The sequence below is a fragment of the Nocardia sp. bgisy118 genome (assembly GCF_057708605.1).
In genome coordinates, this window is the sequence record NZ_JBYISM010000003.1 from 320,992 (window position 1) to 336,647 (window position 15,656).

Here is a 15,656-nt window from a genome sequence, read left to right on the forward strand (position 1 = left end):
CGCGGCCGGGGACCACCGACGGCACGACGGTGCGCCGCCCGAGCATTCAGGTCGACGACTCGGGTTCGGTGTTCGTGCGGCCCGAGCAGGCGGACTCTCCCGAGTCGGCGGTCGACGGCACCTCACCCTATCCCGACGACCCGGCCGGATCCGGCCTCGATCAGTTGACGCGCAGCCGCCACGATTCTCTGGTCGGAAAGCTTGTCAGCCAAGCAGATCGAATCGCACCGTGGGTCCTCCGAACACTGGTGCGGCACGGTGTTGGCATTCGATTCACCGACGATCTGGCTCTTTCGGTCCGTCGCCCGGATGCCGACGACGACGCACGGTCACTCGGTTACGAGCCGCTCACCAACAGCGCGGTGATCCAGGTCGGCGATTCGCAGCACGGGCAGATCGGTGCTCTGATCCGCGCGGCGGTCGCGGCCGAACAGCGCGCGCTCGGTGTCGACGCGCAACAGGAACGGCTGACGAGGCATCGCGACGAGTACATCGCCGCGACCTTGGACCGACTGGCCGAAGCGTACGCGATGGAATACCACCATCGCCGTATGAGAGATCTCGACGATGGCACGCGGCCTTACCGTGCGAAGCGGCCGCGCGAGGACGGGCGGTTGATCGAAGACGATCTGGAATGGGCTTTCGCCGAGGCGTACTCGGCCGCGTCGAAGATCGTCGCGCCGATCCTCTACAAGAACGACGCGATCAGCTACGACATGCTCTGGGCGGCCGCATATCGTGCCGGCTTGCGGGCGGTCCGTGCGAATCTCGATGCGCTGGGCGGCCGCATCGACGGTTTGTCTCCGAGCCGGTACGCCGGGGCGGAGTGGGATCGCGCCCGCGGTCTGGACGCCGATGTCGCCTCCGCCGAAGAAGGTGTGCCCGCGCCCGATCGAGACAGCGCGGAGGCACGGGACCGGCTCAGCCGCACCCTCGCCGACGAGATCCGGCGATTCCCCGAGATGCGGGCCGACGGCCGATTCATCCCGCGCGGGGCGGCGGAAACCGCCTACACCGACGCCTACGACAAGGCGTATCGCAAAGCCGAGCGCAGGCAGTCACGCGATCCCGAGGCCCGCCCGCCCGCGTGGGTCGCCGAGGAGGCCGGGCTCGCCGCTGTCCGCAAATACGTCGACAATGTGGGCGCGGAGCACGCCGAGGTCACCTTCGACATCGCTCGCTCGGCCGATCCCGGCGAACGAGGCAGACTGCATTGGGGATTGCCCGCGTTCAGGTCCGACACCGCGGCCGACGCTCAGCCGGATGCGGATTCGAGCTCGGTATCCCAGTCCGATGTCGACTCCCAGCCGGATGCGGATTCGAGTCCGGTTGCGCAGTCCGACGCCGACGCTCAGTCGGATGCGGATTCGAGCTCGGTTTCCCAGTCCGATGTCGACTCCCAGCCGGATGCGGATTCGGGCCCGATCGCCCAGTCCGACGCCGACGATCTGGTGCGGCGCGTCATCGAGGACGAACTGCGTTCGCGCCCCGATGGTGAGCCGCTGAGCCCGAACGTGCTGCGGTTCAAGCCGGAATCGAGCACGCCCGAGTTGCTGGTGATCGCGCGCGACGGCGGGCACCTCGACGCGCTGCGCGCGGTGGGGCGCGACGATCCTGCGTTGCAGAACGCCCTGTGGGACGGGCACCGTGTTCGGTACCGGAAGGTCGAGCCGGGTCCCGCCGGCGAGCCGTCGACGACCGACCTTCTCCGCCACATCGTCGAGGGGCCCTTCCGCAGCCCCTCCCTGGAAAACGCCGTCGCGTCGATGCTCTCGGAGTACCTGGCGTTCCGGGCCGACGGCAGGATCGACGAGGGGTTCGGCGACTGGTTCCTCCGGTTGGGCGAGGACGCGTTCTACCTCGAGCAGGAAACCCGGTTCGCATTCCGAGCGCAGAACCGCACGGCCTGGCGGCCGACCGAACTCCGGCACGATCTGGTGGAGATCGGATTCCGTGCGGCGCAGAACAATCCGCGCCTTCGTGAGACCGATCCCGCCGCGGTGGCGTACCGCTTGCACACGCGCCAGATTCCGCAGCCGCCGCAGAAACCGGTCGATGCGCTACCGAGTCCGCGGTTCCGCAGCAAGAAACTGACGTTCGGCCCTGTGCTGGTGTGGATCTACCTCGAGAACAACGGCCAAGGCGGCTGGCGCGTGCCGCCGCCGACACGGAACGGCCTCGCCTCCGACGTGCTGGCCCAGTATTTCCAGGGCATGACCGATACCAACCCGGACCGGCTGGCGGAAAGGATCGCTAAGAAGCTCACCGACGGAACCGCCGATCTCGGCGAGACCTCGCCGCCCAAGGGCATGTTCGGCCGCATGAAGGGCCGACTGCCGTTCGGTCGCAAGGCGAGCGCCGAAGTCGAATCGGCGATACATCGGGTCGAGCGGGACGGCGCCGAGGCCGACGACATCCGGCTCGGGCCCGACGGCAGGCCCGAGCGTGGTGGACCGGCGAGCTACGAAGCGCCCGAGTTCCCGATGGACCCGAATGCCGATGGTGGGCAGGGGAAGCCGCCGAACCAGCCGCCCACCCCCGCGCCGTTGCCCGATGAGCCCAACGAAGGCAAGGGACATCCCGCGCCGCGTCCGGCGGCCCGGCGCGAGCATCTGTTCGAGTTCGAGGGACTGACCTTCCGACTGGATCTGACCGACAATGGCGCGGGCGCGTGGAATCCAATACTGCGCCAGGATAATTCGCCCGCACAGGAATCGGAGACCGCGCCGCAGGCGACGAACCCGAAGGAGGTCGAGACTCCGCACGCGGCGCAGAAGCCGCCCGGCTCCATCGACAAGCCCAAGTCGAAGTTCCTCGCGAACACCGCCTACCGCGACGGTTTCCAGGGCTACAACCCGAAGTACCCCTCCGGCTCCAGCCTGGACGGCGCCGGGCAATCGGTGCTCGGGTACTCGGTGGGTCTGCCGCTCACCAAGGACAGCGGGCACGGCGATGTGCTCCAGATCAAGTTCAACCCGGCGCGCATCCTCAAAGAGGGCGCGACGATGTGGAAGAGCCGCGAGTACGTCCCGATTCTGAACCGCCTGACCAGCCGCGTTCCCGACCGCGCCGCCGAATTCCAGCCGATCCGCGATATGGACGGCACCGAATACCGGCCCTGGATCGACGACACCGATGCCGAAGCGGTGCGCAAGGAACACGGTGTCGGCATCGATGAGATGCGACGGCGCGACGGCGCGGCGCAGCAGGCGAGTTCGCCCGAGTCCCAGCAGGCTGCCACCAACGAGCTCCCGCAGCCCGACCCGCAGATCCCGGTGGCGAACACCGAAGCCACCGGCACCTTCGCCGATCTGCTGAACGAGCTGGCGGGGGCCGCCGACCGCCGCCGCGAGCTGGCGGACCGGCTCGTGGCAGCCGCCCGTGACATGGGTCTTCGCCTCGATCCCGGCCTGGACGGCGAAGCGGCCCTGCACGCGGTGCGAGTCCTGCAGTATCAGCAGGCCAGGCGGATCGGTGCGCTCGCCGGGCTCGCCGAGTCCGCCGTGCGCTACGACTCGGAGAACCGGCACATCCCGTTCAGCCAGGAAGTCAGCTTCTTCGACAACGACCCGATGACGCGCTTCCTGCGCGAGATCGTGCACGCCTACGACCGGCCGACGACGCTGCTGGACTGGCAGGGGGTCAACAACGGCGGTGAGCCCGGTCGCGACTGGGGCGATCTCAGCTACACCGACCAGCCCGGCATCGACCAGGGCAAGCCGGGCTACTTCGTGAACGCGCTGCGCCGCGATCAGATCAAGGACGAGCGCGCCGTCTGGGCCCAGCTCCTGCAGGTCGACCTCCACTATCTCGACGCGCATCCGCGCGGCGCTCTCGCCGACGCCCTCGCAACCGTGTACGCCCGTACCGACGACATCGCCCGATTCGCCGAACTGGCCAACGAATTCGTGCATGCCGATGGCGACGCCGATGAACTCACCAGGCTGGTGACCGACCTGGCCCTGCGGTCCTCGATCGTCTCCGACGGCGGTTTCCTCATTCCGGATGCCGACGGCCTCGGGCTGCTGCCCGGTGTCGACGGCGGGCCGATCCGACTGATGGTGGTCGACGGTCACCTCGACCACGCCCATGTGCTCGCCTCGGCGCTGCGCGCGTTCCCGAATATCGCCGAGGTCGTCAACGACGGTCAGGTGGACGTGGTGTTCCGGGCAGCGGAGATCGCGCCCGACGGCACCATTCGGGTCGATGACAGCGAGCCCGTGCGGGTGCGGCACGCCGCTGAGCTGGTGGACGGTCGCAGGCTGGACATGACCTTCCTGCTCGACGAGGACGGACAGTGGCGCCCGGTCGTCGAGGTGGCGCCGACGACCGAAGGAGAGGGCCCGCGGCCGAAGCCCGATCTGGAAGGGCTGTCTCGCACCGAAATCGAGGCCGCGCGTAAGGAACTCGCGCATCGTCTGGGCGTCCTGGAGTCCGATCTCGACAACCCGCAGGTGCTGTCCGACCGGATGGAACAGATCCGCGCGGAGAACAAGATCAGGGCCAGCCAGATCGAAGCGCTCATCGACTACGGCCGCACCGCATGGGATATCGATGACTTCCACACCATCGGCGACGCCCGCGCGCAGCTGGCCGACCGGCTGAAGCTCGAGCCCGGCCAGTTGACACCCGAGCGGCTTGCCCAGGCTTTCGTGCTGGACAAGATCGGCTCGGCCCGCAGGCATCAGGCCGTCGAGGACCTCGTCGCCTACGCGACGCTCATGCGTGGCATCGATTCCGATGTGGTCGACGCAGCGCGGGATCGGCTCGCCGAACGGCTCGGGGTGGGCAGGCGGCGCGGCCGTTTCCCCCGGGATCTCTTCCCGCGCAACTACCGCAACGACGAGAAGAAGTACCGCCCCGACCGGACCGGCACCGATCCGAAGCGGCTGAACAAGGCGATCGCCAAGCTCGCGCGCAGACCGGCCGAGCGCGAGAACCTCATCGATGCGCTCACCGAGTACTACCGCACTGTCAATCGGCTCGACCCGTTCGATCCGGTGTCGCGCGGCGCGGACGCGGTGGACCCCCGCCTGGCCGATGTCGAATTCCCGGTACACGACAAGGCCGTCGCGCACCTGCTCGACGTGGTCGGCGATCTCGCGTCGCTGGCCGAGGCACTGCGCGGCGCCCGGGTGCTCGACGGATTCGGCATGCTCGGCGCGAACAACTCCGCGCCCGATCCGCGGCCGACGCCGAACCCGGATTTCACCAGGACCGTCGGCGTCGATCTGCCCGAACCGATTCAGCCGTCCGATACCGATGCGGAAAAAGCGGCCAAGGCCAAGCGTTTCGAGAAGGTCTACGAGATCTATCGCGACGGGAAGATCGACCAGAAGGAACGGCTCACCCCGCGGCAACTGGCGAAGGTGCAGGCCGAACTGCGCGCCGAGGTACACGGGCGGGCCGCCGATCTCGACATGCTGGCCGCGCTCAACGATCGGGCCGCGGAACTGGATCGGCAGGCGCGTCGACCGCTGGAGATCGCGCGACTGCTCGGCGAGCGTGGCGCCGCGCTCGGCCAACTCGACGCGGCCCGTGCCGAGGTCGAGGCGGCCACGGCTCGCTACCGCGCCACCGAACCGCAGGAGCGCGCCGCCGCGCTCGACGATCTGGCCGCGGCCGCGCGCAGGCAGCAGGCCGCCGACGCCGAGCTGGCGCGGGTGGACGCGGCGCTGGCCGCGACCCGTCCCACCGAACCGCCCGCCGCGCTGCCTTCCGCTGCCGACGATACGGTCGCGCACGGGGATGGGGGCTCGGGCGCACCCACGCGGCCGGAACCCGCCGCCGACGGTGGCGGCGGCCGGGTACCCCCGCAGGGGCCGCCCCCGACGCCGACCCCCGATCCCGATGAACCCTCGCGCAGGACCGATGTCGAGATCGCCCGCCGGGTGACCCAGCGGCTCGCGGCGGAGAATGCCGCCGCCGTCCGGGAATTGAATGCGGCGGACGCGGCAAGGGACGCCGCGATGGCGGGCCTGCCGGTCACCCGCGACGAGCTCGGCCCGGCCCCGGGTCAGGTGGCGAACACCATCGACCGGTTGACGAGGGCGCATCCCGAGCAGGCCGTACGCCTCGAGGAACTGCGCGGAGCCGCGCTGCGCTACCTCGCCGCCGAGTCCGAGGTGGAGGTGCTCGACGAGGCGCTGGCCCGCGCCATGCAGCGCGAAGCGCTGGCCGAGGAGGGCGCGGGTCGCATCGACGACACCGTCGGTATCGTGGCCGGTGAGCCGCCGCGCATCGTCGTGGTGGGCTGGCATACGCCCGGGAACGTGCGCGCCCAGCTCGAGGCCGAGTACCCGCTGCTGCGCCCGCTGCTCGCGCGGCCGGGAGTGGTGGTCACCCACATCGAGATCGCCACCCTCGACGACGGTCGAATTACGCACCGGCGCACTGACTTCGGCCCGGACCGGCCGACCGGCGCCGCACCGGAGGAGCGCGGAACGGGCGGCCGGTCGCCGCGTCAGCGGGCCGAGGAGCGATACCAGCGGGCGCTGCGCGATGCTCACCGTCAGCTCGGGCAGCCGCGGCAGGAGGATCCGCGGACCACCGTGTGGCCAGGTGGTGAGCAGTCGTCGTCGGGTCCTGTTGCCGAAGCGGATGATTCGACGGTCGATCTCGGTCGGCGGGAGGATCCGCGGACCAGGGTGTGGCCGGGTGGTCCGCAGTCGGAGCCGGGGTCTGCGTCGAATCCTGATGCCGAGAACGATGATCCGACGGTCGATATGAGTCGATCGGGGGTTGCTGAGCAGTCCGGTGGTGAGTCGGCGGAATCACAGCCCCCGGCGGAAACCTACGAACCGAAGCATGCTGCTCCGCAGCAAGGAGTTTCGCAGCCCGAAACGGCCGAACCGAAGCACCGCGGCCGCCCGGCGGACGAGTCCGACGCCGGACCCGACGCGTACCAGCCGAAGCACCGTGGTCTTCCTGCGGACGAGTCGCAGGAGCAGGCGCAGCCTTACGAGCCGAAGCATCGTGCGCCGCAGTCCGATGTCGCGGAATCCGAGAGTGCGCAGTCTCGGACGCTGGATCCGAGTGATGGTGCGGGGCGGCATCGTGGTCAGCCTGCTGACGAGTCGGAGTCGCAGGCGCAGGATCATGAGCCGAGGCATGGTGCGTCGCAGCCCGGCGTAGCGGAATCCGAAGGTGCACAGCCTCGGACGCTGGAATCGAGTGATGGTGCGGGGCGGCATCGTGGTCAGCCTGCGGATGAGTCGGGTGAGCAGCCCGCCTACGAGGCGAAACACCGCAGGGATTCCGCAGACGAGGAGGCCGAGGGGGAGCAGGAGCACCGTGGCGCACCGGCCCCCGAATCACAGCAGCCCGGCGAGCAGTCGAAGGTAGAAGGGCCGGGTGAGCAGCCGCAGCCCGCGCAACCAGGCGAGCAGGCGCAGGCCGGGCAGCCCGAGGCCGCTCCGTTGCCGCCGGAGGTCCAGGAGGCTCTGGATCGGCTGCGTGCGGAGCGCGCCGAGGCTGTGGCGCTTCGCGCGGAACGGGACGACATCCGGCGGACGTGTGCGGAGGCCCTCGACGCATCGGACGCGTCGTCCGTCGACGCCATGGCGCGGGCCGCGCGAGAGTTCGACGAGGCGAATGCGGCGGTGGCCGAGCTCGACGCGGAGATCGCCGAGCTCGAACTGTCGAACACACCGGAGGGCGTGTACCGGCAGCTGATGCGCGAACGCGCCGTGCTGGCCAGGGAACGCGAATTCTGGCGCGCCAAGCGCGATGACAGGTATTCGCGGTTCAGTGATCTTCCGCTGCCGTTCGGCGATGCCGCGCAGGCGCTGAACCAGTCCAATCTGGCGCGCACCCTGGAACACCTGGAAGCGAGTGTCGGCGGAACCAGGAACATCGCCGGCACCGGCGAAGAGGCCGGGTATGTGGCGCGCGAGCAGCTCGATCCCGGCGAGATCGCGCGTCGTCGCGAGCAGATTTTCAAGCTGCACGATGCCGCGTTGCGGTACAACCGCGTGCAGGCGGCGCTGGCGGAAGTGGATCGCCGGATCGCCGCGCTCGGCCGGGTCGGCATCGGGGAGCCGCAACCGCTGTCGCGGCAGGTGCGCGCCGAAGTCGACCGCCTGGCCGGGGAGCGCGCCCGCGAGGTGCTGGAGTCCAAGCCGTGGCGGCAGATGCGCGCCGATATCGCCGCACGCTTGCGGGTGAACGAGGACGATCTCGGCCCGAATGCCGTCGCACAGCAGAAGTCGCCCGAGGAGGCGCTGGACGAGGCGCTGGCGGAGGTGGCCGGTCGGACCATCAGGGTGGACCTGATGGACGAGCGCGACCGCAACCTCGACTTGCTGCGCGAGGCCGCGACGCGCGTGAACGAGGCCGACAATCGCATCGCCCGCATTCAGGGCAGGATCGCCGAATTGGCGGGAGCGGGGCGCGATTTCCTCGCCGCGGAGGGCGCGCGTCAGGTCACCGACCGGGTCGGGTTCGTCGATGGCGACCCGCAGCGGATCATCGTGATGGCACCGCGCGGCACGCTCGCCGCGCCACGTGCCGACCATGACGCCGCCCTGCTCGAGGCCACCCATCGCGATTCGCGGGTGGCGCGCGCGATGCTGTCGCGGGAGACGACGATCGAGTACCGCGAACTGGTGGCCGAACTCGATCAGCCGGTGACGACCAGGCGGCTGCGTTCGCCCTCGCGGGAATTCATGACGCTCGGCCCCGACGACGCTCCGATCCTGCGCCGGGTGCGCTGGCAGTCCGGTGAGCCGGATTCGACGACCTGGCACGAGGTCAACCCGGAGCGCCCGGAGTGGACGACCAACCGCAAGGGCCCGACCACGCCGAAGGAGTTCAAGGAGCGGGATCTGCCCGAGGGCGTGAGCGGTTGGGCGACCAATCCGTTCCAGGCGTCGGTGGTGGATCCGTTCGTGGACAACGGACCCGGCGTCAACAAGGGCCTGCTGCCCACCATCCCGGGCGGCGATCCGATCTACCCGGGCCAGACCTACGAGCTGCCCTTCGCCGACGTCTTCTACCACTTCATGCGGTTGAGCTTGGAACCGGCGAAGCTGTTCGGTTTCACCTGGTACAACGACTCCGAGCACCCGGGGCGGATCTCGCCCGGCTTCAAGGGACACCCCTGGTTCCGGAAGAAGAGCGCCGACGTCCAGCCGATGGCGCGCGAGCCCGAGCGCGCCGAGCGTGCGCATGCACCCGGAGAGCTGGCGGGCTACGACAGGAGACAGGCCGACGAGCAGCGCGCGTGGCAGCGGGTGCAGAACTGGGCCACCGAGCAGTATCGGCTGTTCCGTTCTTCCGATGGCGACATCGACCGCATCACCGCCAATCTTGCCGCCCGCCCCGAGTTCGAGGGCGCTGCGCGCGAGGTGCGTGCGGCGGAGACCGTGGATCGGATCGCGAGCGTCGTCGAGGACTACATGTCGGCGCGCAGCGAGGTGACGACGCGCAACCCCGACGACCCTGGCCCGGACCTCAGCGCCATCGTCGCGGACCTGACCGGAACACTGCGCAGTGAACAGCCCGGTGACGCGGCCAGATTGGTCGACGACATCCGTGAGGCGCTGCTCGGTCTCGAGCCGGACCGGGCCGCGATCGCCGCCGAGGTCGCGGTGCGCTTGGACAACTCCGTCCCGGCGTTCAGCCGCGAGCAGATCGCGCAGATCAAGCACCACTACATGGCGGCCGAGTACCGGCGGGCGCTGCCCATCGACGGGTCGCCCGCGCGCATGCGCCTGGACGCCGTCGCCGACGTGGCCGAGGCCTGGCTCCGGTTGATCGGCGACGAGGCGACGGCCGAAGACGTGCTCATGCTGCAGGACGCCTTGGCGGAGTCGAACTTCCTGCGCACCAACGACTATGCGTCCTGGCGCGACGCCAACCAGTACGCCGTCCGCATCGGCTTCGACTGGGATTCGGTGCGGCCGCCGTTGACCGCCTGGCGCAAGGGCATCAGGTACGCGCCCGCCCCGCTGCCCAAAGACGCTCCGCTGCCGCCGCGGCCGGATACCGATGACGACGGTCCCGCTCCGTTGCCGCCGGGCCCCGGACCCGATTCCGGGCCGAACCGTCCACCGCTGCCATCCCACAACCCCGGCCAGCTGCCGCCGGGACCGTCACCGGACGATGTCGCGACGGTGGAGCTTCCGAGTCCGGTTGGTGCGGATGATCCGGACGGCGACCCTTCGGACAACGGTGTGCCGCCGGACGACGGTGACACGAAACAGGGTCCGGCCGGTGCCATCGGTGACGACCCGACCATCGATCTCCGCCGCGGCGCCGAGAACGTCGAGCGCGACGCACACGGGCGACCAGTGGATCCGCAGGGTGAACCGCCCGTGCAGCAGGACGAACCCACACGGCCGATCCGCCGTGACGAGCAGCGGGACGAGGCGGTCGACCCCGAACGGGACGGCAGCGCCGAAACCTCCGGGGACCGCTACGAGATCGACAACCCGCAGTTCGGTGCACGCCTGCGGTACGGCTTCGAGAACTGGGACGCGGTGGTCGACGCGCTCGCCCCGCACGAGCGCGCGGTGCTGGAACGCATCGCTTCGTTGAGCGCCGACGGCAGCCGATTCCGCGCCGCGATCGACGCCGCCTTGCGCGGTGACGCGGAGCTCACGCCCGAACTGGCCGCGGCCGTGGACATTCTCGACGACGTCCTCACCCGCCTCCGCCTTCCCGACACCGCGGTGATGACCTACGTCCGGCCCGAGAATCCGCTGGACATGACCGGCGACGTGGTTGGTTCGCTGCACCGGATCGCGGAGTTCCCGCAGGTTGCGCTCGGCGAGACACAGCCGGTCGACGGCGGCCGCTTCCACCTCGAGCTGACCGTCCCCGCGGGCACGCCCGCCCTGTTCATGAACCGTTTCCTGCCGTCCGGCATGCCGGTGCCGGTCGTGATGCTCGGCCGCGGCCTGAACTGGCGTGTCGACTCGGTGCACAGCCTCGGCAACGACGGTCACTGGTTGATCCGTGCCACCGTGGTCCCCGACGCGGGCTCGCCCGTCGAGACCGGAGGCCACCGTGCGCCGGGAGATGCGCCGACGACCGGCGAGGAATCCTCCGAAGCTGCCGTACCCCAGTCCAATTCGGTGACCGGACGCGGGCTACCCCGCTCCGAATCGCTGGACTCCGACCGCGCCGTACCGTCGGCCGCCGAGCCGGGCCCGGTTCGAATCGATGACGAATGGTCGCGTATCGATGACCGCGATCGGATCGCGGCGGTGCTGCGTGCACGTCACGGGCTCGGGATCGAGGGCTTCGACCTGGACGGACTCGATATCGAGACCGCCAGGGAGGCGGCACGGGCGCTGGACGAGATGCTGTCGAAGTATCCCGAGATCGACCTGAGGAACTTCGCTTTCGGCCCGTTGCGCGGTCCGAGGTCCGACCCGAAAATTGTCGGGGAGACGGTTCCTGGCATCGGCAGGGACTTCTCGCCGGAAGCCAGACGGCGCGGGTTCTACCTCAACTCGGAGTGGATCACGATCAACCAGCGCTATGCGACGGATGCGTCGGAGCTGGCGCGATTCGCCGAAAAAGTACTGCGCAATGGTGAATGGCCCGTCGGGGCCGACCGCGTCGTGTACTCGGCGATTGTCCACGAGCTCGGCCATGCGCTGGACAACGCCGGTGAGCGGCGCGCCCAGCACCGCGCGATGGACGCGCTGCGCCAGCACTACGCGGCCACTCGACCGCAGCCCGACGCCGACGGATTCCGTAGCTGGCTCCACCAACTCAGCGGCTACAGCTTCGACGAGGACGGCCGCTTCGATCCCGCGGAAGCGCTCGGCGACGCCTTCCTCGACGTGGAACGCAACGGCGTACGCGCCAGCGAGCCCGCGCGCGTGCTGCATCGGATCCTGGTCGAGGAGGCGCGAGCTCGCATCGGTATGCCGCCGCAATATCTCGACCCAGCGCCGCACGTCGACCTGAATTCGGTCACCTTCGATCCCGACTTCGTCGCCGCGGCACGCGATCAGCTGGCGGGTCCCTCGCCAGCGGACGGACCGGCCGAGGCGACCCCACGACCGGAATCCGGCGAGCGGCCGCAGCCCAAGAAGCCGATGCGACAGCGGATCAGAGAACGGTTCGGCAGAGGAAGGGCCGAGGACGGCGATGCCGTGGCGGTGCCGGAGTCCGCCGCCGATGGGGGTGGGAAGAAGCCGCCGCAGGAGCCGCCGGTGCCGATGCCGGATCCCGATGAGCCGACCGGTGATGGCGCGGAAGGCGCTGCGCCGCAGCCTGATCAGAATGCCGATAATGCATCGGGTCCGGACGAGGACGGTGATGGCGCGGGCAGGTCGGCGCGGCCGGAGCCGACGCCGGATTCCGATTCCTCGGGTGCCGCCCGCCGGGTGCCCACCGAGCCATCCGCTCCGCCCGTCCAGCAGGGCACGCGGGACGGTGCGGCGGAAACTTCGAGAATTATTGGGGAGCAGTCGAGTTCGGCGCAGGCTGAACAAGCAGGGCAGCCGAGCTCCGAGAGTGGTGTGCCGGAATCGTCGGGCGCGCCGGTGCCTGCGGCGGAACCGACTGGAGACCCGCGCCCGGCGGGCGACGGGTCGAGGTCGCCGGAACAGGAGACGCAGCAGCCCGATCCCGCGCAGAACGGCGGCGCTCGGTCGGAGGGCGGCAGGCCGGATCGGTCCGCTGACGGGCCGCGCGCGATCGTCATCGAGTGGGATGGCCAGCAGATCCCACTCCGCTTGGTTGCCGAGGGCCGGGACGGTTGGCGACCGGAACATCCGCAGCCGCAAGCGGATCCGGACGAGTCCGGCAACCTGCCCGCAGAGCCGGAGACCCAGGAACCGCCCGCGACCGCCCAGCCAGGGGCGAAGTGGCCACTCGTGAGTAACTCGGCCGTGGTCCAAGGTCACGCCGTCATTCCGAAGCATCCTTCGCTGTCGTCCCAGGACACCGCGGGCCAAGCGCTGCTCGGGCACTTCGCGGGGCTGCCGCTGACCAGTCACGGTGCGCACGGCGAACAGCTCGGGATGAAGTTCAACCCGATGCGTTTGGGTCTGGTCTTCGAAGAACTGCGGCGCAACCGCGAACTGTTGCCTTTCCTTCGGCGTTTGACCAGCCGTACCCCGGACCAGACCGGTGACGTGCCGCCCGTGCGCAGGCGCACCGGCGAGGACTATCTGCCCTCGATCGACGAGGCGCTGCCTTCCCTGCTGCATCGGGAATTCGGGCGCGAATTCGCCGAGGAGATTGCGCGCCAGCAACGCGAGCGCGAACAGCAGCGGGCGGATCGGCGGGCTGAGAACGCCTCGGCCACCGCGCGCTCCGAACCGTTCCCCGATGGCGTGCCGCCGGGCGTCGACGGCGTATTCGGCGATCTCTTCGGTGACCTGATCGACGCCGCCCGCCGCCGGAGCGCAGCGTTCGACTGGCTGGCCGACACGGCCGATCGGCTCGAGGTCGACCTGAACGAGGAAACCTCCGAAGCCGTTCAGGACGCGCTGCGGGTGCTGCGGTACCAGCAGGCCAGGCGCATCGGCGCGTTCGTCGGCCTCTCCATCGCCGAGGCGAACTACCAGGTCGAGAACCAGCGCATCCGATTCGGTCGCGAAGTCAGCTTCTTCGACACCGATCCGATGACCCGCCTGTTGATCGAGGTCATGGAGGCCAACGGCGGGGACCCCAGCTGGCTGCGCGTGGTTCGCATCGCCAACGGTGACGCGTTCCCGCTGTGGGGTGAGCTCTACGACGCCGACGAGCCGGGTCGCAACGAGGGCATCGCTCGCTACTTCGCGGACGCGCTGAACCGCGATCAGATCCGCGACGAACGGGCGGTCTGGGCTCAGCTGCTCGACGTCGACATCGTCGACCTCGGTGCGCTTCCTCGGCTCACGATGATCGACGCGGCGAACCGGATTCGCGCCTACGGCACCGATGTCGCCGACTTCCAGTCCCGCGTGCGCCAATTCCTGCGCGCCGACGCCGAGGTCCAGGAACTGACCGGGCTGATGTCGGATCTGGCTCTGCGCTCGTCGATCATCGACGACCTTGGTTTCCTCCTCCCGGACATCGATGGTGTCGCGCTGCTGCCGGGCGACCCCGGCGGTCCGCCGCGGATGGTCGTCATCGACGGCCACGGTGACCACGAGGCCGTGCTCGGCCGGGCGCTGCGGGACTACGCGGATCTCGCCGAGGCGGTCAATGCCGGCTTGGTCGAGCCGGTCTTCCGGACGGCCACACTGGAACCCGATGGCACCTTCCATCTCACCGACGCCGATCCCGGACGGATCGTGCACCTCCGTCAGGAGATCGACGGCCGCCTGCTCGACCTGACCTTGATCGACGACGGCCAGGGCGGGTGGCGTCCGGTGCTGCCGGAACCCGCCGATTCCGGCGCGGCGTCGCAGCAGCGCCCCGCACCGAGCCGCAGCGAGATCGTTACCGCCCGTGACGATCTCGCCGCCGCGCTCGACATCCCGGAATCCGAGCGCGGTTCCGCGGCGGCGCTCGCCGAACGGCTGCGTGTGCTGCGGCTGGACAATGCGGTGCGCGCGAGCCAGATCGAGGCGGTCATCGACTACGCCCGCACGGCCTGGGACATCGACGACTTCAACAACCACACCGACGCGCGTTGGCAGCTGGCGACCCGGATCGATATCGATCCCGCCGCGATGACACCGGAGGCGATGGCGCGGGCGCTGACCGATCCGGATCTGGGCTCCGCGCGCAGGTATCAGGCCGTGCAGGACCTGATCGCGTACTGGAAGGTGGCCAGGGCCGACGACAAAGCGGTGGCCGAGGCCGCACGGGATCAGTTGGCCGAGCGTCTTGGGGTCGGCAGGCGCAGGGGCAGGTTCCCCAAGGATCTGTTCTCCCGCAATCGCAAGAACGACGAGCTCGAGTACCGGCCGGACCCGTCCAGTCTGGACGCGAAACGGCTGAATCGCGCGATTCGGCACTTGATGCGCCGACCCTCCGAACGGGAGAACCTCGTCGACGCGCTCACCGAGTTCTACCGGACCATCAACGGTTCGGATCGGTACGACCCGGTCACCCGCGGCGCCGAAGCGGTCGATCCCCGCGTCGGCGATACCGAATTCCCCGTGCACGAGCGTGCGGTCCAGCACCTGCTCGACGTCGTCGACGATGTCGACACGCTCATCGATGTGCTGGACCGGGTCGGCGACTTCGGGCCGGACGAGGTCTCCGTAAGCGGGCATGCCGCACCGAGCCGCGACTGGGCGCTGACCGTCGGTGTCGACCTGACCGCGGCCGACGCCAAGCGCTGGGCGGAGGTGTATGAGGTCTTCCGCGACGGCAGGATCGACCAAGAGGAACGGCTCACACCTGCCGAGCTCGCCGAGGTGCAGGCCGCGTTGCGCGCGGAAGTCGTTGCCCGCGCGCGTGGTATCGCCGAGCTGACCGCGATGAACAACCGGCTGCTCGAACTGGCCGAAGCCGAACAGCGACCCGCACTGATCGACCGGTTGACCGCGCAGCGCGCCGCCACGGCGCAGGAACTGGACGCGGCCGAGGCCGCGCACGACGCGATCGACAGCGGCCACCCGGGCCGGGAGACGACCGCGACCAGGTTCCGGGACGCTCGAGCCGAGCTGGCGCGCATCGATGGCGAGCTGATGCGAACCAGTGCCGCGTACCGCGAGCTGAGCGCGGAGGCCGAGGCGTCAGGGCGACCGCTGCGC

At 69.7% G+C, this 15,656-nt stretch carries 1 protein-coding gene (running past both ends of the window); it reads left to right on the forward strand.

Every position in this 15,656-nt window falls within one protein-coding gene, locus AC3EO7_RS05565, for a hypothetical protein (RefSeq protein ID WP_435590596.1), read on the forward strand. The gene is 45,003 nt long; 17,101 of those nucleotides lie to the left of the window and 12,246 to its right, leaving coding positions 17,102–32,757 in view (codon 5,701, partial, through codon 10,919, complete); the first complete codon in view begins at position 3. Both codon boundaries (start and stop) fall beyond the window edges.